This window comes from Micromonospora fulviviridis (assembly GCF_014648395.1).
Lineage (GTDB): Bacteria > Actinomycetota > Actinomycetes > Mycobacteriales > Micromonosporaceae > Micromonospora > Micromonospora fulviviridis.
Genome location: NZ_BMRA01000011.1, coordinates 102891 through 122058, shown reverse-complemented (window position 1 = coordinate 122058; position 19168 = coordinate 102891). Strand labels below are relative to the sequence as shown.

Below are 19168 nucleotides of genomic sequence, written 5' to 3'. Positions count from 1 at the left end.
CGGCGGTCACCCGTCGACCGTAGCGCGTCCGGTGCCGCTCAGCGCGGCGCGGGCGACGGAGTCCACGGCCGCCCGGTACGCCGCGCCGAACAGCGCGGTGTGCACCAGCAGCAGGTGGAGCTGGTGCAGCGGCACCCGCTCCCGCCAGCCGTCGGCCAGCGGCCACGCCTCCCGGTAGGCGGCCGTGATCCGGTCGAGGTGCGGCGGGCCGCCGAAGAGGGCGAGCTGGGCCAGGTCGGTCTCCCGGTGACCGCCGTGCGCGGCGGGGTCCACCAGCCACACCCGGTCGTCGAGGCCCCAGAGCAGGTTGCCGGGCCACAGGTCGCCGTGGATGCGGGCCGGCGGCTCGTCGCCGCCGAACTCGGCGATCCGGTCGATCAGCTCCTCGACCGGGCCGGCCTCGGCGCCGGTGAGCGCGCCGTTGTCGACCGACATCCGCAGGTAGGGCAGCAGCCGCCGCTGGGCGAACCACTCCGGCCACGGGCCCGGGTCGGGGGTGTTGTCCTGCGGCAGCGCGCCGATGAACCCGGGCCACTCGGCGCCGAAGGCGGGAGCGCCGGCCCGGTGCAGCCCGGCCAGCTCGCGGCCGAACAGCTCGGCGGCCTCCGGCGTCGGCTCGCCGGACTCGACCCAGTCGAGCGCCAGCAGCTCCGGCAGCGCCACCACCACCTCCGGTACGGCCACCGTGCCGGCCTCCCGCAGCCAGCGCAGCCCGGCCGCCTCGGCGGCGAAGAAGCCCTCGGGCACGGCCCGTTCGGCGTGCTCCGGCCAGGTCTTGGCGAAGACCGAGTGCCCGTCGTCCAGGGTGAGCCGGGACGCGGCGCAGATGTCACCGCCGGAGACCGGTGTCTCCCGGATCCGCTGGTGGGTCAGGAAGGTCGGCAGGTGCTCCGGGTGTGCCCGCAGGTACGCCAGGTCCATGAGCGCAACGTAGCCGTTCGACGGGGCCGGCGCGGGCCGTGCCCGGCTCCGGGGCGTGCCGTTCCGCGCCGACCTGGGCCGATACTCAGCGTGTCTGTGGACAACCTGCGTGTCGTCCACAGGGCCTGTCGCGCCGGTGCCCGTCCGCCGCACGCTCCCGGCATGAACTCCACCGAGCGTCCCCGCCTCGCCGTCCGCTCGCCCGCCGACCTCGTCGCCGCCGTGCCGTACCTGCTCGGCTTCCATCCCGCCGACAGCGTCGTGGTGGTGGCGGTACGCGGCCGGCGGGTCGTCTTCGCCGCCCGGGGTGACCTGCCCGAGCCGGGCGCCGACCCGCGTCCGGCCGCCCGGCACCTGGCCGAGGTGGTCGCCCGGCAGGGCACCGACGCCGCCACCGTGATCGGCTACGGTCCGGCCGCCCGGGTCACGGCCGCGGTCGACGCGGTCGGCGAGGCACTGGACCGGACCGGCCTGCTCGTCCTCGACGCGCTCCGGGTCACCGACGGGCGCTGGTGGTCCTACCTCTGCGCCGAGCCGGCCTGCTGCCCGCCCGAGGGCACCCCCTACGACCCGGCGGCCAGCGAGGTCAGCGCGGCTGCCGTCTTCGCCGGTCAGGTCGCGCTGCCCGACCGGGCCGCGCTGGCCGCGCAGGTGTCCCCGCTCGGCGGGCCGGTCCGGGTGGCCATGCGTCGGGCCACCGCCCGGGCCCACCACCGGCTGGCCGAGCTGACCGCCGCCCCCTCCATCCGCTCGGCCGGGGTGGCGGCGGTGCGCACCGCGTTCCGCCGGCACCGGCGCGGTGAGCGGCTCGGCGACGACGAGGTGGCCTGGCTGACCGTGCTCCTCACCCACCTTCCCGTACGCGACCACGCCTGGTCCCGCACCGACGGCCGGGACGCCGACATCAGCCTCTGGACCGACGTGCTGCGCCGGGCCGAGCCGGAGCTGATCGCCGCCCCGGGCAGCCTCCTGGCCTTCGCCGCCTGGCGGGCCGGGCACGGCGCGGTGGCCGCCGTCGCCCTGGAGCGGGTGCTCGCCGCGCACCCCGGCTACTCGCTCGCCGTGCTCCTCGACGACGCGCTCCGCCGCGGGCTGTCCCCCGCCGAGCTGGACGGCTGGCCGGCGACCGCCGGCGCGGTGCTGCGCCGCCGCAGGCGTCGTCCCCGCGGGTGACCGGGTCACCCGGTGACGCGCTGCGCCCCGGTGTAGACGTTCATGGTCCCGCCGCGCAGGAAGCCGACCAGCGTCATCCCGGCCTCCTCGGCCAGGTCGGCCGCGAGCGTGCTGGGCGCGGAGACCGCGGCCAGCAGCGGCACCCCGGCCATCCACGCCTTCTGGGTCAGCTCGAAGCTGGCCCGGCCCGACACCAGCAGCAGGTGCCCGGCCAGCGGGAGCCGGCCTTCCCGCACCGCCCAGCCGACCACCTTGTCCACCGCGTTGTGCCGTCCGACGTCCTCGCGCAACACCACCAGTTCGCCGTCGGCGGTGAAGAGGCCGGCCGCGTGCAGGCCGCCGGTGCGGTCGAAGGTGCGCTGGGCCGCGCGCAGCCGGTCGGGCAGCGCGGCGAGCAGTTCGGCGGTCACCGCGAGCGGGTCCTCGGCCACCGCGAACCGCGAGCGGGTCCGGACGGAGTCGATGCTCGCCTTGCCGCAGACCCCGCACGAGCTGGTGGTGTAGAAGTTGCGGGCCGGGTCGGTGGCCGGCTCCGGCACGCCGGGCGCCAGGACCACGTCGACCACGTTGTAGGTGTTCGGGGTCTCCGCCCCGGCGCAGAGCTGCGCGGTGCGCACGTCGTCGGCCGAGCGGATCAGCCCCTCGGTGAGCAGGAAGCCGATCGCCAGGTCCAGGTCGTCGCCGGGGGTGCGCATGGTCACGGCGAGCGGCCTGCGCCGGCCGGGCCCGGCCGGGCCGACCCGGATCTCCAGCGGCTCCTCCACGACCAGGGTGTCCTGCCGGCGCAGCCGCGCCCGCCCGTCGGCCGCCGCGTCGAGGTCGATCCGGAGCACGCCGCGCCGATCAGTCGCCCGTCCCATGCCGCCATCCTGCCCCGCGCCCCCGGGCACCCGCACCGCGACGCCACCCGCGGCTACGGTTGCCGGGTGACGGCGTACGCGGCGGTGGTGCTCTCGGGCGGCGCGGCCCGCCGGATGGGCGGGGTGGACAAACCGGCCCGCCCGGTCGGCGGCCGGCCCATGCTGCACCGGGTGCTTGCAGCGGTGGCCGACGCGGGCACGCGGATCGTGGTCGGCCCGGCCGGGCCGGTGCCCGAGGGGGTCCGGGTGACCCGCGAGGAGCCGCCCGGCGGCGGCCCGGTGGCCGCGACCGCGGCCGGGCTGGCCCTGCTCGACCCCGGCACGGCCACCGTCGCCCTGCTCGCGGCCGACCTGCCGCTGCTCACCTCGGCGGCGGTGGCCGAGCTGCGGGGCGCCCTCGACGGCTCGACCGCCGGAATGGCCTGCTACGTCGACGCCGACGGCCGCCGGCAGCAACTCTGCGCGGTGTGGCGGGTGGGCGCGCTGCGCTCCGCCCTCGACCGGCTGGCCGCCGAGCGCGGCGGCACGGTCGACGGTGCGCCGGTGCGGGGGCTGCTGGCCGGCACGACCGTGCGGGAGGTGTCCTGGTCGGGCTCCGGGCCGCCACCCTGGTTCGACTGCGACACTGACGAGGACGTACGCCGGGTCGAGGAGTGGACGAGATGACGGTGATGGACGACTGGGTCACGGCGGCCTGCGCCGAGCTGGGGCTGGACCCGGCCGAGGTGCCGGTGCCGACCGTGCTCGACCTGGCCAAGGACGTGGCGCACCAGGTGCTGCGGCCGGGGGCGCCGGTGAGCGCGTACCTCCTGGGGGTGGCCGTGGGTCGTGGCGCGGAACCGGCCGCGGCGGCCGCCCGGCTCAGCGCGCTGGCCGGCACGTGGCCGGTGGAGCTGGACGGGACGGCTCCCGCCGGCTAGCACTCCGCGGGCCGCTGTCCGATCCCGGTCGGGGTGATTCGACCCCCACGGTCCGTGGGTAGGGTGGCGAGGACGGACGGAGGCGATCATGACGGCAGACCACCCCTCGGCGCCGGCTGGTGAGCCCGCCGGCGCGACGCCGGAGCAGCACGAGTCGATCCTGCTGGACGAGCCGACCACGGCCGACCTGCGGGCCAAGGTGACCGAGGCCTGGCGGGAGTTCGCCCGCGCGCTGGCCGAGCGGCTGCGCGGCCTGCCCGCCGGCGCGCACCTGGAGGTCACCCTCGACCCGACCGCCTCCGGCACCGGGGACGCCGTCTACTCGGTGAGCGTGGACGCCGGCGAGGAGGGCCACCTCTCGGCCCGGGCGGTCGGCAACGCCACCCTGCCGCAGGGCTACCGGCTGGACCGGGCCGCGGTGGCCGACATGATCGCGCTCGGCTGGTCCCCGCCCGGCGTGGTGCCGGGCTCCGGCGAGCAGTTCGGCCTGGACTGCGTCGCCGACGAGGCCACCCGGTTGTCGGCCGTTCTGTCCCGGACCCTGCGCGACGTCTACGGTGCCCCGCACCCCGCCTTCCTGGTCTACCTGGTGCACGACGCCGAGGGGGAGCCGCTGCCGTTGGAGCCGCTCGGCACCGCGCGCAGCGAGTTCGGCCCGGACCGCGACGTGGAGGCCGACCTCGACGAGGCGCTGGCGGCCGCCGCTGCCGCCCAGGCCGGCGAGAACGACGTGCTGGCGCTGGAGGAGCGGGTCCGCACGGTCGTCTCCACCATGCTGAAGTCCAAGGCCGACCAGGTGCAGGTGGACTCGGACGGCGACATCAACATCCGCGCCGGCTCGGCGATGGTCTTCGTGCGGGTCCGCGACAACCCGCCGCTGGTCGACGTCTTCTCCCCGGTGCTCACCGAGGTGGAGCCGACCGAGCGTCTCTACGTGAAGCTCTCCGAGCTGACCAACCGGATGCCGATCGGCCGGCTCTACTGCGCCGACGACACGGTCTGGGCCTCGATCCCGGTGTTCGGCCGCAACTTCCAGGCCACCCACCTGATGCTCGCCGTGCAGGTCATGACCGGGCTGGCCGACGAGCTGGACGACCGGCTGCACGGGGAGTTCGGGGGCAAGCGCTTCTTCGGCGAGGGGGACAAGCCGGCCCGGCCGCAGGAGCACCGCACCGGCATGTACCTCTGACGCCGCCCGTCAGCGCACGTCGAGCAGGGTCTTGCCGACCGTGGCCCGCGACTCGATGGCGGCGTGCGCGTCGGCGGCCCGGTCCAGCGGGAAGCGCTGCCCGATCAGCGGCCGGAGCCGGCCGGCGGCCCCCTCGGCGAGAGCCTGTTCGGTGAGGGCCCGCAGCTCGTCGGGCGTGCCACCGGGGCGGACCAGCGTCACCCCCCGGGCGGCGGCCTCCTCCTCGGGCAGGTCCGCCCAGGCGCCGCTGGCCAGCCCGAAGCTGAGCATCCGCCCGCCCCGGTCGAGCAGGTCGAAGGCCGCCCGGGCGAGCGGTCCGCCCACCCCGTCGAAGACCACGTCCACCCCGCCGACGGCGGCCCGGACCCGGTCGGTCCAGTCCGGCTCGCGGTAGTCGACCACCGGGTCGAGTCCGCGCTCGCGGAGCAGCGCGACCTTGCGGGGACCGCCCGCCGCGGCGACCACCCGCGCGCCGGCCGCGGTGGCGAGCTGGGTGAGCAGGCCGCCCACCCCGCCGGCCGCCGCCTCGACCAGCACCCGGTCGCCGGGCCGCAGCGCGGCCGCCCGGGCCAGCATCAGCGCGGTCCGGCCGTCCGCGAGCAGCGCCACGGCCGCGTCCAGCGGCAGCCCGTCCGGTACGGGGATCGGCGCGCCCTGGTCCACCACCACGCGCTCGGCGTATCCGCCGGAGCCGCCGGTGGCGCTGACGACCCGCCGGCCGACCAGCGCCGGGTCCACCCCGGGGCCGACTCGGGTGATCGTCCCGCCCACGCCGTTGCCGGGGATCACCGGCAGGGACGCGGCGAACGGGCCGAATCCGGTCGCCCGGAACATCGTCTCGATGAAGGTGATGTTGGCGTGCGCCACCTCGACGAGCACCTGCCCCGGACCGGGCACCGGATCGGGCGCCGGTCCCGGTACCAGCACCTCCGGCCCGCCGAACTCCCGTAGCCACACCGCGCGCACGTCGCCTCCCCGCTGTCCCTCTCGAACGCCTGCCGTCCAGTGGACGACCTGAAGTGCGGTTGAGGTCAAGCCGAGGAGGGGCCGACGCCGGGGGACTCGACCAGCCGGGAGAGGACGATGGTGCTGCGCGACGAGGTGACGAAGGACTCGGCCCGCAGCCGCTCCAGTGCCTCCTCGAGGTGCGCGATGTCGGCGGCCCGCAGGTGCACCAGCGCGTCCGCCTCGCCGGAGACCGTGTACGCCCCGACCACCTCGGGATGCCGCCGGGCGGCGGCGCCGATCTGGGCCGGGGTGGTCCGGCCGGCGCAGAACAGCTCGACGAACGCCTCGGTGGTCCACCCGACGGCGGCCGGGTCGACGACCGCCGTGAAGCCCCGGATGACCCCCGCGGATCGGAGCCGGTCGACCCGGCGCTTGACCGCGGGGGCGGAGAGTGACACCCGGGTGCCGATGTCCGCGTACGAGGCGCGGGCATCAGCCACGAGCAACGCAATGATTCGCTGGTCAACCGCGTCGATCTGCAACGTTCCGCCTCTGGGAAGCAATGGTTGTGGCTGTTACCAAAGTTGTACCGTACCTACTCTTGGTGACCGTGAACCAGCAGCGAGTCCCGCGAAAGCGGACATATCTCATGTGCTCGCCCGAGCACTTCGCGGTCGAGTACGCGATCAACCCGTGGATGGACGTGACCGCCCCGGTCGACGCCGAGCTGGCGGTCAAGCAGTGGGACCGCCTGCGCGAGACCCTGGTCGGCCTCGGCCATGAGGTGCACCTGCTCACCCCCGAGCGCGGGCTGCCGGACATGGTGTTCGCCGCCAACGGCGCGTTCGTGGTGGACGGGACGGTCTACGGCGCCCAGTTCAAGCACGAGCAGCGGCACGCCGAGGCCGCCGCGCACCGGGCGTTCTACGAGTCGAACGGCTGGCGGTTCATCGCGCCGAGCGAGACCAACGAGGGTGAGGGCGACTTCGCCTACCTGCCGGAGGCGCACGGCGGGCTGATCCTCGCCGGCCACGGCTTCCGCACCGAGCCGGCCGCGCACGCCGAGGCGCAGGAGGCGCTCGGCCGGCCGGTGGTCTCGCTGCGCCTGGTCGACCCGCGCTTCTACCACCTGGACGTGGCGCTCGCCTCGATCGACGACGAGAACATCGTCTACTACCCGGGCGCCTTCTCGGCGGCCAGCCAGCGGGTGCTCACCCAGCTCTTCCCGGACGCGGTGGTCGCGGACGACGAGGACGCCCTGGCCTTCGGTCTCAACCTGGTCAGCGACGGGCTCAACGTGGTGCTGAACAGCGAGGCGACCCGGCTGGCCGGCAAGCTCAAGGCGGCCGGCTACCACCCGGTCCCGGTCGAGCTGGCCGAGCTGAAGAAGGGCGGCGGCAGCGTGAAGTGCTGCATCGCCGAACTGCGCCACTGACGCACGGGAACGGGCGGTCTCCCCGAGGGGAGGCCGCCCGTTTTGCGTACGCGGGGGAGGATCAGCCGAGCGTGGCCAGCTCGCTGATCACGACGTTGGAGAGCAACCGGCCGTCGAGCTGGACCTTGCGCAGGTACCACTTCTGCTGCGGGGTACGCGGCTGGTTGAACTGCCAGGCGCCGCGCGGGCTGTCGACCTGGCCGATCTTGCCGAGCGCCAGGTTGACCTGCTGCGGGTTCGGGTTCTCGCCGACCAGCCGGATCGCCTTGTCGAGCACCTGCGCGGCGTCGTACGAGGCCATCGCGAAGGTGGTCGGGGAGGCGTTGTGCGCCTTCCGGTACGCCGAGGCGAACACCCGGTTGGCGGTGTTGTTCAGGTCGGCCGAGTAGTTCAGCGCGGTGTGGATGCCGCACTGCTGGATCAGCGCGCGCTCCTCGCCCTTCTCCCCGTCGTCGAGCTGGCTGAGCACGGTGCCCTCGGTGAGGAAGCCCGGCGCGTAGATCGGGCCCCGGTATCCCTGGGCGTAGAGCTGCTTGATGAACTGCACCGCCTGCGCCCCGGTGTAGTGGCAGAAGATCGCGTCCGGCCGCCGGCCCAGGGCCTTGGCGATCGGGCCGGAGTAGACCCCCTTGCCCGGGTTGGGGTAGTCGGGGGTGAAGATCGGGTCCTCGGTCAGCCGCCGGCCGCCCTGCTCGTAGCCGTTGCTGAGGCCGTCGATGACGTCCCGGCTGCTCTGGCCCTGGGTGCCGAAGATGGCGATCCGGCTGGACGCGTCCAGGGTCTGCCGCAGGTACTGCCCGAGCGCCTCGCCCGGCTCGTTCAGCACGTAGGAGGTGCGCCAGATGTAGACGACGCTCTGCAGGCTGATGGGGGAGGCGTTGGAGCCGATCAGCGGCACCCGCGCCTGCTCCACGGCGTCGCGGATGCCGGACATCACGACGGAGCTGACCACGCCGGTGAGCGCCAGCACGCCCTCCTTGAGCAGCCGGTCGACGGCGGCCTGGCCGGTCTTGGCGGTGTCGCCCTCCTCGGCCGGCACCAGCGTCACCGGGTGACCGCCGAGCTGCCCGTCGTTGAGGGACAGGAAGAGCTGGAACCCGTTGGTGATCTCGTCACCGATCACCTTGTTCGGGCCGCTGCCCGGAACGATCAGACCGATCTTGATCGGGCTGCCCGGCTTGGCCTCGTCCGCGGTGTCGGTCCCGCAGCCCGCCGCCAGCCCGGTGGTACCCAGCGCGGCCAGCAGTTGTAGCGCCCGCCTGCGGTTCATCTGCGACACCGATTTCCTTCCCGATGGAGCGGCCGAGGTGCAACGCCCCTCCGGCGTTCTACCTGCTTGGCGACGCTGCGTCAATGCCCGAAAGATCATCGTGCAGGGACCGCAACGCGGTGACCACCTGCGGCCAGGCGGCCGAGTCCGGCGCGATCAGCCCGAAATGTTCGCATTCTGGCAGCTCAACCAGCGTGGCGGGGCTGCCGGCGGCCCGGGCCGCCGCCACCCAGGAGCGGCTGATGGCGACCGGGACCTGCTGATCGACGGTCCCGTGCATGACTACCGTGCGTACTCGGATGGGCACCAATGACGATGGATCGGTCGCCGCGTACCGGTCCGGGAACTCGGCCGGACCGCCGCCGAGCAGCGCGGCCACCGCGCCGGAGTCCAGGTCCAGCCGGTACGCCTCGGCGAGGTCCGCGACCGGCGCCAGCGCCAGCACGCCGCCCACCGTGGCCGGAGCGTGCGCGGCCGCGTACAGCGCCAGGTGCCCGCCCGCCGAGTGACCGACGAGGATCGGCGGGGCGGCCGCCACCAGGCCGGGCAGCGCGGCCGCGGCCAGCCCGGGCAGCGCCGCCACCCCGGCCAGCACGTCGGTGAGGGTGTGCGGCCAGCCCCCGCCCGGCTGGCCGGTGCGCCGGTACTCGACCTGGGCGACCGGGTGGCCGAGCGCGGCCAGCGCCGCCGCCATCGGGCCGGTGTGGGTCCGGTCGTACTCGGCCCGCCAGAACCCGCCGTGCACCACGACCACCAGCCGCCGGGGCGGTCCGTCGCCGGCCGGCCGGCGCAGATCGGCACACTGGTCCGGGTGGTCGCCGTAGGCGACGGTGGCGTCCGGCGGCGGGGCCGGCCGGGTCAGCACGGCGCGCGGGTCTGCGGGCATGAGGGCGACGGTAGCGCGCCCCGGCCGGGTGGTTCCGCGCCGGCAGCCGGTCCGGGCGCGTGCGCGTGGTGGGGGTGGGTAAAGATGGGTCCCATGACCGAAGCGCGCTCCGCCGGACAGGACGACGAACAGGGCAACGATGGCATCCCCGGCACCGTGGTGGTGGTCGGGCCGGACGGCCGGCCGGTCGGCACCGTCCAGACCGACGAGGGCCAGGGGGAGGATCCGACCCGCCTGGTCGAGCAGCCCGCCAAGGTGATGCGGATCGGCAGCATGATCAAGCAGCTGCTGGAGGAGGTCAAGGCGGCGCCGCTGGACGACGCCAGCCGGCACCGGATGCGCGAGATCCACGAGCGCTCGATCGTCGAGCTGAAGGAGGGCCTCGCCCCCGAGCTGCGCGAGGAGCTGGAGCGGATCTCGCTGCCCTTCACCGAGGACCAGGCGCCCAGCGAGAGCGAGCTGCGGATCGCCCACGCCCAGCTGGTCGGCTGGCTGGAGGGGCTGTTCCACGGCATCCAGGCCGCACTGGTCGCCCAGCAGATGGCCGCCCGCGTCCAGCTGGAGCAGATGCGCTCCGGCCGGCAGGCGCTGCCCAGCGGCCCGGGCGGGGTGCTGCCGGGCATGCCGGGCATGCCGCAGACCAACGAGGGCCACGCGCCCGGCCAGTACCTCTGACCCGCCGGGACACCGACGAACCCTGACCGGCCGGGTACGCCCGGCCGGTCAGGCCACCCCGAAGACCTGCTCCAGATACGCGGCCACGCCGTCCTCGGTGTTCGCCCCGGCCACCTCGTCGGCGATCGCCAGGACGGCCGGGTGCGCGTTGGCGACCGCCACCGCCCGGCCGGCCCAGGTCAGCATCGGCACGTCGTTCGGCATGTCACCGAAGGCCAGCACGTCCCGCTCGTCGATGCCGAGCCGCGCCGCGTACCAGGCCAGGCCGGCCGCCTTGGTCACCCCGGCGGCGGAGATCTCCACGAGCCCGCTGTACGACGAGTGGGTCGCCTCGGCCAGCCCCTGCAGGGCGCCGGCCACCACCCGGACGAACACGTCCGGGTCCTGCTCGCCGGCCCGGGCCAGCAGCTTCACCGCCGGCACGGCGAGCAGCTCCTCCGGCGACTCGATGGCCCGGATCGCGTCGGCGTCCGCGTCCCAGCGCAGCGGGTAGTGCGCCTCGTGCCGCATCTGCCGGCTGTCCACGATCTCCACCGCGAAGCTCACCTCGGGCACCGCGGCCCGCAGCCGCCGGGCCACCTCGGCCAGCAGCTCCGGGGCGAGCGGGTCGGCGCGGAGCACCTCGTCGGCGACCGGGTCGTACACCACGGCGCCGTTGGCGCAGATCGCCGGCAGCGGCTCGGCGAGCTGGTCGTACACGAGCTGGAGCCAGCGGATGGGACGGCCGGTGACCAGCACGACCGGCGTGCCCGCCGCGGAGATCCGGGCCAGCACCCCCGCGGTACGCGGGCTGAGCGTCCGGTCGTCCCGGAGCAACGTGCCGTCGATGTCGGTCGCGACCAGCCGAGGTGCCTCTCCCATCACCGGGAGAGTAGTCGGTCCAGGTAGACGGCGACGCCGTCGTCGTCGTTGCGCAGGGTGATCTCGTCGGCCGCCGCGCGCACGTCCGGGTGCGCGTTGGCCACCGCCACCCGGCCCCAGCCGGCCCAGTCGAACATCGGCAGGTCGTTCGGCTGGTCGCCGAAGACCAGCACCTCGGCCGGGTCGACGCCGAGCCGCTCGGCGACGACGGTGAGCCCGGTGGACTTGTCCACCCCGGGCGGGCAGATCTCGACGAAGCCGAGCCCGGCCTGGGTGAGCGTGGCCAGCTCGGCCGGGACGATCCGGCGGGCCACCGCCAGCAGTTCGTCCACGTGGTGGTCGGCGGTCCGCGCGAACGCCTTGAGCACGTCGCAGGAGAGGCACTCGGCGCGGCTGCGCGCCTCGAACCGGTCCTGGTAGGGCCAGCTCGGGTGGTAGTCGCCCCAGAGCGGCGCGTCGTGCTCGTCGGACGCCTCCACCATCACGGTGAGCGGGCCGACGGCGGCCTCCAGGTCGGCCAGGATCCGCGCCAGCACCGCGCCGGAGAGGCGCTCGTCACGCAGCACCAGGGGCCCGGCCGGGTCGCTCTGGTCGACCACCCGGCCCCCGCCGGCCATCACCAGGAAGTCGGCGGCGCGGATGTCGTTGCGGGTCAGCTCGGTGAGGCGCGGCCCCCGGCCGGTGGCCCCGACCACCGGGATCCCCGCGGCCCGCACCCGGTCGAGCACCTCGTGGGTGTACGCGGAGACGGTCTCGTCGCTGCGGACGAGCGTGCCGTCGAGGTCGGTGGCGATCAGCTTGGGCAGTCCCGGGCGGGTCATGGTTCCTCCTTCGCCCGCCGCCGTCGCGTCGGCCGTCCAGGTCCTCGGTGCCGCGGCCACCGGACGGCGGGCAGCAACCGTATCTCGCGGAACGGGTCGCAACCATGGCTTTTCGGCGAATCGGACACCAACCCGCGGCGGCCGTCCGGTGTCCCGACCCCGGCAGGCGCGCGGGCGGTCCGGAGGCGGCCGGAAGGACCCTGCCGCGCCCGGTCAGCGGGGCGGTTCGGGGTGGGCGAAGGGCGTCGTGGGCTGGACGCTCAGGTCGGCCGGGGCGGGTGGCAGCTCGTCCTCGGCCGCCCGGCGCCGGCCCCGGCCGGACCGGCCGTCCGCGGGCCCGGTGGCCGGCTCCGCCCCGGGCTCGTCCGCCCGGTCGGCGGGCTCGGCGCCGGCCCGGCCGGACAGGTGCAGCGCGGCGGCCAGCAGCACGACGGCGAGGAAGGCGGTGACCAGGCCGCGCCCGTGCTCCACCTGCAACCGCTGCTCGGTGGGGAAGAAGAAGGCGCGCCGGGCCAGCTCCTGAAGCGAGGAGGCGGTCGCGACCAGCATGGCGAGCAGGGCCGCCGCGAGGCCGAGACCGGCGAGCCGGGCGTGCTGCCGGACCGCCGGCGCGCCGCGCAGCGCCAGCGCCACGGCGACCGCCAGGCCGAGCAGTCCCACCAGGTACGCGACACCGAAGCCGCCCACCTGCGCCGCACCGCTCGGCAGCCGGACCGTGGTGCTCCCGTCCGGGCCCTCGTCGGGCACGGTCATCACCAGCCACTCGCCGATCAGCGAGGCGACCGCGGCCACCGCGCCGAGACCGGCGAGCACCGGCGGGAGGCGATGGTCCCGGCCCAGGCCGGCGAGCGAGCGCCCGACCCGGCCGGACGGGGCCGGTTCGGCGTCGCCCCACTCCACGACGGTGGTGCCGTCGGACCGGTTGTCCTGCCTGGGGATGGGAAGATCCTGGGACATCGGCCACCCTTCCCGTACGCGGGCCTGCGTCGAATCATGGCACAGCCGGCACCCGCCGACGGGGACCGCAAGCGCACAGCCCGGTGCGGGGCGGGCCGCTTTCGGTTAGCGTCGGTGCCATGCCTATCCGTACCGCTTCCGCTCGTTGGCAGGGCAACCTCACCGAGGGGTCCGGCACCGTCCGCACCGGCAAGGGCGGCCTCACCGGTAACTACTCCTTCAAGTCCCGCTTCGAGGAGGGCGAGGGCACCAACCCCGAGGAGCTGATCGGCGCCGCGCACGCCAGCTGCTTCTCGATGGCCCTCTCCAAGCAGCTCGCCGACGCGGGCGCCACCGACACGTCGGTGGAGACCACCGCCAAGGTGCACTTCGACAAGACCGACGCGGGCATGACCGTGACCCGGATCGACCTGGAGACCGTCGGCCAGGTCCCGGGCCTGGACGAGGCCCAGTTCACCAAGCTGGCCGAGGCGGCCAAGGAGAACTGCCCGATCTCCCGGCTGCTCTCCCCCGGCGCGCAGATCACGCTGAACGCCCGCCTGGCCTGACCACGTCCGACACGGCGAGGGTGCCCACCGGGCGCCCTTGCCGTGCTGCGTGCCGATCGTGAAGGGGTGACCGGGCGGCGTGGCCGTGCAGATGAGCCGGGAGCGGTTCGAGGAACTCGTCGGCGAGGCGCTCGACGAGGTGCCCGAGGAGCTGCTCGGGCTGATGAGCAACGTGGTCATCCTGGTCGAGGACGACCCGCCGCCGGGCGAGGACCTGCTCGGGCTCTACGAGGGGCACGCGCTCACGTCGCGGGGCTGGGACTACGCCGGCGTGCTGCCCGACCGCATCCTCATCTTCCGGAACCCCATCCTGGCGATCTGCGACACCGAGGACGACGTCGTGGACGAGGTGGCGGTGACGGTGGTGCACGAGATCGCCCACCACTTCGGCATCGACGACGACCGGTTGCACGCCCTCGGCTGGGGCTGACCGGGCCCGCGTCGCGCCCCGCTCGGCCGATCCCCGCTGTTGCGCGGGTCCCCTAACCTCCGGTGCAGGCACACCCCGATGCAGGAGGAAACCCATGCGCAGCGCGCTGTTCTCCGCGGAGAACCTTGAGAAGGAGTCCCAGCAGCCGGGCATGCGGCTGCAGAACTCCAAGATGCTGAAGATCGAGCTGAACGGCGAGGCGATGGCCCGGGTCGGGTCCATGGTCGCGTACCAGGGCCAGGTGCAGTTCCAGGCGCTCGGCTCCGGCGGCATCGGCAAGTTCATCAAGCAGCGGCTCACCGGTGAGGGAGTGCCGCTCATGAAGCTCTCCGGCCGCGGCGACGTCTTCCTCGCCGAGCTGGCCAAGGACGTGCACATCATCGACCTGGAGCCCGGCGACGCCCTGTCGATCAACGGCTCCAGCGTGCTGGCCTTCGACTCGACCCTCCAGTACGACATCAAGATGGTCGGCGGCGCCGGGATGGCGTCCTCGTCCGGCCTGTTCAACTGCGTCTTCACCGGCCACGGCCGGATCGCGATCACCACCAAGGGCACCCCGGTCGTGCTCAACGTCGACCAGCCCACCTACGTCGACCCGCAGGCCGCGGTCTGCTGGTCGGCCAACCTCCAGACCGGCTACCACCGGGCCGAGCAGCTCGGCCTGGGCACACTGCTCGGCCGCAGCACCGGCGAGGCGTTCACGATGAGCTTCGCCGGGCAGGGCTTCGTCGTGGTCCAGCCCTCGGAGGAGCCTCCGGTGCAGGGCAGCGGCGCTCAGCAGCAGCAGGGCGGCCTGCTCGGCGGCCTGCTCCAGTGACCGTCCGGTGCGTGGGGCGCCCGGACGGGCGCCCCACGCACCGTCAGTTCAGCTCGCCGGCGCGCAGCCGGGACAGCCAGGCCGCCGCGTCCGCGTAGTCGGCGTCGGTGAGGCCGGCCGGCGCGGGGACCGGCCGGTCGCTCGCCGCCGGGTTCCAGCGGTGCCGGGGGTACGAGCCGAGGAAGCGCACGTCCGCGCAGACCCGGCGCAGCCCCTGCAACGCCTCGCCGAGGCGTACGTCGGCGACGTGCCCCGTGCAGTCGAGGAAGAACACGTACCGGCCGAGCGCCTCGCCGGTCGGGCGGGACTCGATCCGGCTCAGGTTCACCCCGCGGGTGGCGAACTCCGTGAGCACCGACAGCAGCGCGCCGACCCGGTCGTGCGCGATGTAGACCGCCAGCGAGGTGACGTCGTCGCCGGTCGGCGGCGGGGGCGGGCCGGGGCGGGAGACAAGCGCGAACCGGGTCACCGCGTCCGGGTGGTCGGCGATCTTGTCGGCGAGCACGGTCAGCCGGTGCCGGGTGGCGCCGATCGGGGCGCAGATGGCGGCGTCGTACTCGCCGCTCGCCGCGCCCGCCGCGGCGGCGCCGTTGGAGAGCACGTCGACCACGGTGGCGTCGGGCAGGTGGTCGCGGAGCCAGCCGCGGCACTGGGTGGACGCCTGCGGGTGGGCCGCCACGCTGCGCACGTCGGCCAGCGCGATCCCGGTGCGGCTGGCGAGCACGAACTCGACCGGCAGGATCACCTCGCGGGTGATCACCAGCGGCTCCCCCTCGGCCAGTTCGTCCAGGGTCACGCCGACCGCGCCGCCGATGGAGTTCTCCAGCGGCACCAGCGCCGCGTCCGCCTCCCCGGCCCGTACGGCGTCCAGCGCCTCGCCCACGCTGCGCGCCGGCGTCCGATCACCCCGCTCGGCGGCGGGGACGGTACGCAGCGCCTGCTCGGCGAAGGTGCCCTCGGGACCCAGGTAGACGAAGCGGGTCGGCGGTGTTCCCGGCATGTCGACCAGACTACGCACCCGGGGTGCCGTCGCAGGCCAGGGTCCGGATGCCGGACGGGCCGGCGGCGCGTACCTCCACGCCGCACACGTCCGTGCCGGCCGTGACCAGCTCCAGCGCGGCGGGCCGGCCCCGGGTGATCACCTGGAGCTCCTCGTGCCCGCTCACCGCCAGCACCGTGTACTGCCAGCCCTCCGCGCAGAGCGGCCCGGTCCGCACCGTGACCCGGACGTCCCGGGGCAGCACCCGGGCCGGACCGCGCAGCAGGGCGACGACCCGGTCGGCGGAGGGGCCGGACCGGCAGGGCGTGGCGGTCGGGTCCGGGGTCGGCGTCGCGCGGGTCGGCCGGGTCGGGGTCACCGGCGCGGTCGGCGTCAGGGTCGGGGTGGGGGTGGCGGAGATGGTCGGCGCGGTGGTCGCGGACGCGGTGGGGTGGCGCAGCTCGGGCGGCGCGCCGCAGCCGGCGAGGGCGAGCAGGGCGGCCAGTGCCACCGGAAGGTGTCGGTGGGCGGGGCGGGGCGGGGTGCAGGACACGGTGCGATCCTCGGCATCGAGGGACGTCGTCATGGCCGGTCGGCCGAGCCCATCGTAGGAGGATCCCCCGATCGGGTGAAGGTCACTTGTGGACCCGGTGCCCGGCCCGCTCCAGCGCGCTGGTCGCCTCGGCCAGCCGCACGGTCGGCACCAGCACGTGGTCGGTGTCGTACGTGGAGAAGGCCACCACGTCGACCCGGGCCCGGGCGAGCGGGTCGACCAGCGCGGCGAGCGTGCCGGTGACCGCCGCATCCAGCGGGCCGACCAGCCGCAGGCAGCGCCACTCGGTCTCCACGTCCGCTCCGGCGGGCGCCCGCTCGGCGGGGCAGATCACCGAGACGCCGTCGGCGGTCCAGCTCACCGTCACCACGTCACGGCCGGCGAGCGCACCCCAGAGCCGTGGGGGCAGCACGGTGCCGGCCGGCAGGCGGCACACGGCGTACTCGCCCGGCAACACAGCGACATCGAGCATGAGGGCACCCTACGGCCTCGGCGCGGCACTGCCCCAGCACCGCCCGGTGCGGCGATCGCCACGTCGTCGCAGGTCAGACGGCCGAGAAGAAGGTGAGTGAGCCAGCGACCTCGCCGTCGGTGAGCACCGGCGTGGAGATGGCGTCCACCGTCGTGCCGGCGTCGGCGCCGGGCCCCTGGACCCGGAGCAGGCCCCGGGCCAGCCGGCCGGAGAGCAGCGCGAGCAGCGGCGGGATCTTGTCGGTCTCCTGCTCGGTCAGCTCGCTCGGGCTGGCGGTGAAGTCGACCAGGCGCAGGCCGCCCTCCAGCAGGGGCCGGCCGATGACGTCCTCGGGGGCGCCGAGGCAGAGCAGGTCGCAGCCGGACGAGGAGATGGCCACCACGGTGGTCTCGGCGTCGATGAGCAGGCACGGCTCGGCGGCCCGGGAAACCGTGCCGGACCACTGCCCGAAGTTGTCGGACTCCTGCTCGGCCGGTGTCCCCGCTGGGGGCGCGAACACTTCCGAGAGCGAGAGTTCGACGTGGGCCACCGCGCCTCCTATGTACACCGACGGTCTGTCCACGCTAGCCGGTCGTCCCGACGACCGCCCGACCGCGCTGCGTCCGGTCACCGGAGCCGCAGGCACATCCGAGGGCTCGGCGGGACCGGGGACAGGGGTCGGTGGGACGGGTGCCCGGTGTCGGGCGGCCGGCGACGGCGCGGACCGACGGAACCACCGGGGCGGAGCCGCGGACCGCGTGGCGTCGCCGCAGACGTTACCGGCGGGCGGCCCGCTTGTCAGCGGCCGTTCGGCCCTCCTCGTACCACCGGTAGTCGGCCGCTGGACGGTACGTGCCGTTGAGCCACGTCGACGGGGCCTGGGCGATGCGGGAGAGCTTCTCGGCGGTGGCTGGACTGATCCGGTTGCCGCCCGCCACGAGCAGGCGGTCCAGCTCCCGGTGGGTGGCCATGAGGCAGTCCTTGGGCAGGCCGTAGACGCTGATGACCCCGGAGCCGACGAAGGTCAGCACCGGGGTCACCGGGATCGGCAGGCCGACGGCATCGGAGAGGGCCTTGGCGGCCCGCTTGGCGTCGCGGCGGGCCTCGGCCACATAGGGCGGACGCTTGCCGTTGATCTGCACGACGTCGCCGGCGACGAGCACCCGGGCCCGGCCGTGGTCGGCGACGGTGACCGCGAAGAGCCCGCTCGGCCCGATGGCGAGGAACCCGGCCCGCTCGTCCTGCGTGCGGTCGAGCAGCACGTCCGCGACGTCGGTGCGGGGCCACTCGATGACGTGCCAGGCGGGGCCGAGGTGGTCGAGCTGGCCGAGGGCGCGGGCCCCGGCCGCCTCCAACTTGCGGGCCCCCCGCTCGGCCCGGCGACGGCGGGCCCACTCCAGCGGAGTCGGTCGGGCCGGCTCGAGCACCGAGGTGGCCTCGACCCGGGGGTGCGGCACCGACACGGGCGGCAGTGCCCGGCTCGGTACGGCTCGGCGAGCGGGAAAGACAGTCATCGCGACCTCCGGCAAAAGGTCTCTCGAAGTTATGTCTCCACTACCCTACGTTGCGCACCCCGGTGCTCGGCAAGTTGGAGCGCCGGAATGAGTGCGGATGAATGCCATATTCATTCACACTTCTTTTCCCGGATGGTGCGGAAGCCTGCCCTACGCTGCGAAGGTGACCCACTACGTGGACAGCGAGGTCGGTCGGCTCGGCACGGTGCTGCTGCACCGCCCGGGGCCGGAACTCGCCCGCCTCACCCCACGCAACAACGACTCCTTGCTCTTCGACGCTATCCCATGGGTGGGCAGGGCGCAGGAGGAGCATGACGCCTTCGCGGCGGCCCTGCGGTCCCGCGGCGTGGAGGTGCTCTACCTGGCCACCCTGCTGGCCGAGACCCTCGCCGTGCCCGAGGCGCGGGCCGAGCTGACCGAGTTGGTGCTCCGCTCGCCGCGGTTGGGCGACACCCTGCGCCGCCGGGTCGCCGACCACCTCACCTACCTCGACCCGGCCGCCCTGGCCGACGTGTTCGTGGCCGGGCTCGCCCACGAGGAGGTACGGATCGGCCCGGACCGCCCCGGCGGTCTGGTCTGGACGCTGATGGACCGGCACGACTTCGTCATCGATCCGCTGCCCAACCTGCTCTTCACCCGCGACTCGTCGGTCTGGATCGGGGACCGGGTCGGTGTGACCAGCCTGGCCATGCCGGCCCGCCGCCGGGAGACCACGCTGACCGACGCGATCTACCGCTACCACCCGCGCTTCGTCGGCACCGAGTTCGTCTACCACCCCGAGCTGGAGCACCTGGAGGGCGGCGACGTGCTGCTGCTCGCGCCGGGTGTGCTCGCCGTCGGCGTGGGCGAGCGGACCACGCCGGCCGGCGCGGAGCGGCTGGCCCGGCAGGTCTTCGCCGCCGGGCTCGCGCACACCATGCTCGTGGTGCCGATCGCCCAGGAGCGGGCCACCATGCACCT

Annotated in this window: 24 protein-coding genes; 10 read left to right on the top strand and 14 right to left on the bottom strand. The window is 74.7% G+C overall.

Annotated features, from left to right (window positions below; translation table 11 throughout):
- Positions 1-6 precede the first annotated feature (6 nt).
- A complete protein-coding gene (locus IEY96_RS26020) occupies positions 7-921 on the bottom strand; it encodes a fructosamine kinase family protein (protein ID WP_189197443.1) in 915 nt (304 codons plus the stop codon).
- Positions 922-1083: 162 nt separating this feature from the next.
- Here IEY96_RS26020 and IEY96_RS26015 point away from each other — a divergent pair, with 162 nt between their 5' ends.
- Positions 1084-2094 carry a DUF4192 domain-containing protein gene (locus IEY96_RS26015; protein ID WP_189197442.1) on the top strand — a complete coding sequence of 337 codons (1011 nt, stop codon included), beginning with the start codon at positions 1084-1086 and terminating at the stop codon, positions 2092-2094.
- Between the two features lie 5 nt (positions 2095-2099).
- On the opposite strand, the gene fdhD is transcribed toward IEY96_RS26015, so the two are convergent.
- Positions 2100-2954 (bottom strand): formate dehydrogenase accessory sulfurtransferase FdhD, encoded by an 855-nt coding sequence (fdhD, locus tag IEY96_RS26010; protein ID WP_189197441.1) that lies wholly within the window; start codon positions 2952-2954, stop codon positions 2100-2102.
- Positions 2955-3020: 66 nt separating this feature from the next.
- Here fdhD and mobA point away from each other — a divergent pair, with 66 nt between their 5' ends.
- The 3 genes from mobA to IEY96_RS25995 all read left to right on the top strand — a co-directional run bounded on the left by mobA (position 3021) and on the right by IEY96_RS25995 (position 5063).
- Entirely contained in the window at positions 3021-3620 is a 600-nt protein-coding gene (gene mobA, locus IEY96_RS26005) for a molybdenum cofactor guanylyltransferase (RefSeq protein WP_189197440.1), read from the top strand.
- Positions 3617-3874, top strand: coding sequence for a DUF6457 domain-containing protein (locus tag IEY96_RS26000; protein ID WP_189197439.1), 258 nt, complete (start codon positions 3617-3619; stop codon positions 3872-3874). The genes mobA and IEY96_RS26000 overlap by 4 nt, the downstream gene beginning before the upstream one ends.
- A gap of 88 nt (positions 3875-3962) precedes the next feature.
- Entirely contained in the window at positions 3963-5063 is a 1101-nt protein-coding gene (locus IEY96_RS25995; RefSeq protein ID WP_189197438.1) for a T3SS (YopN, CesT) and YbjN peptide-binding chaperone 1, read from the top strand.
- Positions 5064-5072: 9 nt separating this feature from the next.
- On the opposite strand, the gene IEY96_RS25990 is transcribed toward IEY96_RS25995, so the two are convergent.
- Together IEY96_RS25990 and IEY96_RS25985 are read right to left on the bottom strand one after the other, a co-directional pair.
- Complete coding sequence (locus IEY96_RS25990; RefSeq protein WP_189197437.1) at positions 5073-6029, bottom strand: zinc-binding dehydrogenase; 957 nt, start codon at positions 6027-6029, stop codon at positions 5073-5075.
- 65 nt (positions 6030-6094) lie between these two features.
- Positions 6095-6553, bottom strand: a complete 459-nt coding sequence (locus tag IEY96_RS25985) for an Lrp/AsnC family transcriptional regulator (protein WP_091265141.1) — start codon at positions 6551-6553, stop codon at positions 6095-6097.
- Positions 6554-6612: 59 nt separating this feature from the next.
- Between IEY96_RS25985 and ddaH the strand changes: the two genes are divergently transcribed.
- Positions 6613-7446: a dimethylargininase gene (ddaH, locus tag IEY96_RS25980; protein ID WP_373293647.1), complete on the top strand. Its 834-nt coding sequence runs from the start codon at positions 6613-6615 to the stop codon at positions 7444-7446.
- Between the two features lie 61 nt (positions 7447-7507).
- On the opposite strand, the gene IEY96_RS25975 is transcribed toward ddaH, so the two are convergent.
- Positions 7508-8725, bottom strand: a complete 1218-nt coding sequence (locus IEY96_RS25975; RefSeq protein WP_189197436.1) for an ABC transporter substrate-binding protein — start codon at positions 8723-8725, stop codon at positions 7508-7510.
- Between the two features lie 49 nt (positions 8726-8774).
- A complete protein-coding gene (locus tag IEY96_RS25970; protein ID WP_189197435.1) occupies positions 8775-9602 on the bottom strand; it encodes an alpha/beta hydrolase family protein in 828 nt (275 codons plus the stop codon).
- Positions 9603-9686: 84 nt separating this feature from the next.
- On the opposite strand from IEY96_RS25970, the gene IEY96_RS25965 reads away from it, so the two are divergent.
- A complete protein-coding gene (locus IEY96_RS25965) occupies positions 9687-10277 on the top strand; it encodes a bacterial proteasome activator family protein (RefSeq protein WP_189197434.1) in 591 nt (196 codons plus the stop codon).
- A 48-nt stretch (positions 10278-10325) separates the two neighbouring features.
- On the opposite strand, the gene IEY96_RS25960 is transcribed toward IEY96_RS25965, so the two are convergent.
- The 3 genes from IEY96_RS25960 to IEY96_RS25950 form a co-directional block, all read right to left on the bottom strand.
- Positions 10326-11138, bottom strand: a complete 813-nt coding sequence (locus tag IEY96_RS25960) for an HAD family hydrolase (protein ID WP_189197433.1) — start codon at positions 11136-11138, stop codon at positions 10326-10328.
- Positions 11138-11959 (bottom strand): HAD family hydrolase, encoded by an 822-nt coding sequence (locus tag IEY96_RS25955; protein WP_189197432.1) that lies wholly within the window; start codon positions 11957-11959, stop codon positions 11138-11140. Before IEY96_RS25955 ends, IEY96_RS25960 begins: the two co-directional genes overlap by 1 nt.
- Before the next feature lie 213 nt (positions 11960-12172).
- Positions 12173-12916 (bottom strand): hypothetical protein, encoded by a 744-nt coding sequence (locus IEY96_RS25950; RefSeq protein WP_189197431.1) that lies wholly within the window; start codon positions 12914-12916, stop codon positions 12173-12175.
- A gap of 119 nt (positions 12917-13035) precedes the next feature.
- Between IEY96_RS25950 and IEY96_RS25945 the strand changes: the two genes are divergently transcribed.
- The 3 genes from IEY96_RS25945 (at position 13036) to IEY96_RS25935 (ending at position 14711) form a co-directional block, all read left to right on the top strand.
- Positions 13036-13464 carry an OsmC family protein gene (locus IEY96_RS25945; protein WP_189197430.1) on the top strand — a complete coding sequence of 143 codons (429 nt, stop codon included), beginning with the start codon at positions 13036-13038 and terminating at the stop codon, positions 13462-13464.
- Positions 13465-13549: 85 nt separating this feature from the next.
- On the top strand, positions 13550-13894 hold the full coding sequence (locus tag IEY96_RS25940; protein WP_189197572.1) for a metallopeptidase family protein: 345 nt from the start codon (positions 13550-13552) through the stop codon (positions 13892-13894).
- A gap of 94 nt (positions 13895-13988) precedes the next feature.
- Complete coding sequence (locus IEY96_RS25935; RefSeq protein WP_089011966.1) at positions 13989-14711, top strand: AIM24 family protein; 723 nt, start codon at positions 13989-13991, stop codon at positions 14709-14711.
- A 43-nt stretch (positions 14712-14754) separates the two neighbouring features.
- Here the strand turns inward: IEY96_RS25935 and pheA are convergent, their stop codons facing one another.
- The 5 genes from pheA to IEY96_RS25910 all read right to left on the bottom strand — a co-directional run bounded on the left by pheA (position 14755) and on the right by IEY96_RS25910 (position 18208).
- Positions 14755-15711, bottom strand: a complete 957-nt coding sequence (gene pheA / locus IEY96_RS25930) for a prephenate dehydratase (protein WP_189197429.1) — start codon at positions 15709-15711, stop codon at positions 14755-14757.
- A gap of 10 nt (positions 15712-15721) precedes the next feature.
- Positions 15722-16243, bottom strand: coding sequence for a hypothetical protein (locus IEY96_RS25925; RefSeq protein WP_229791915.1), 522 nt, complete (start codon positions 16241-16243; stop codon positions 15722-15724).
- Between the two features lie 82 nt (positions 16244-16325).
- Positions 16326-16715, bottom strand: coding sequence for an ACT domain-containing protein (locus IEY96_RS25920; RefSeq protein WP_189197428.1), 390 nt, complete (start codon positions 16713-16715; stop codon positions 16326-16328).
- 73 nt (positions 16716-16788) lie between these two features.
- Positions 16789-17244 carry a hypothetical protein gene (locus IEY96_RS25915; protein WP_189197427.1) on the bottom strand — a complete coding sequence of 152 codons (456 nt, stop codon included), beginning with the start codon at positions 17242-17244 and terminating at the stop codon, positions 16789-16791.
- 226 nt (positions 17245-17470) lie between these two features.
- Entirely contained in the window at positions 17471-18208 is a 738-nt protein-coding gene (locus IEY96_RS25910) for a hypothetical protein (protein ID WP_189197426.1), read from the bottom strand.
- Between the two features lie 163 nt (positions 18209-18371).
- On the opposite strand from IEY96_RS25910, the gene IEY96_RS32930 reads away from it, so the two are divergent.
- Positions 18372-19168 (top strand): arginine deiminase family protein (locus IEY96_RS32930; RefSeq protein ID WP_229791914.1); only part of this gene is annotated, 797 nt, incomplete at its 3' end.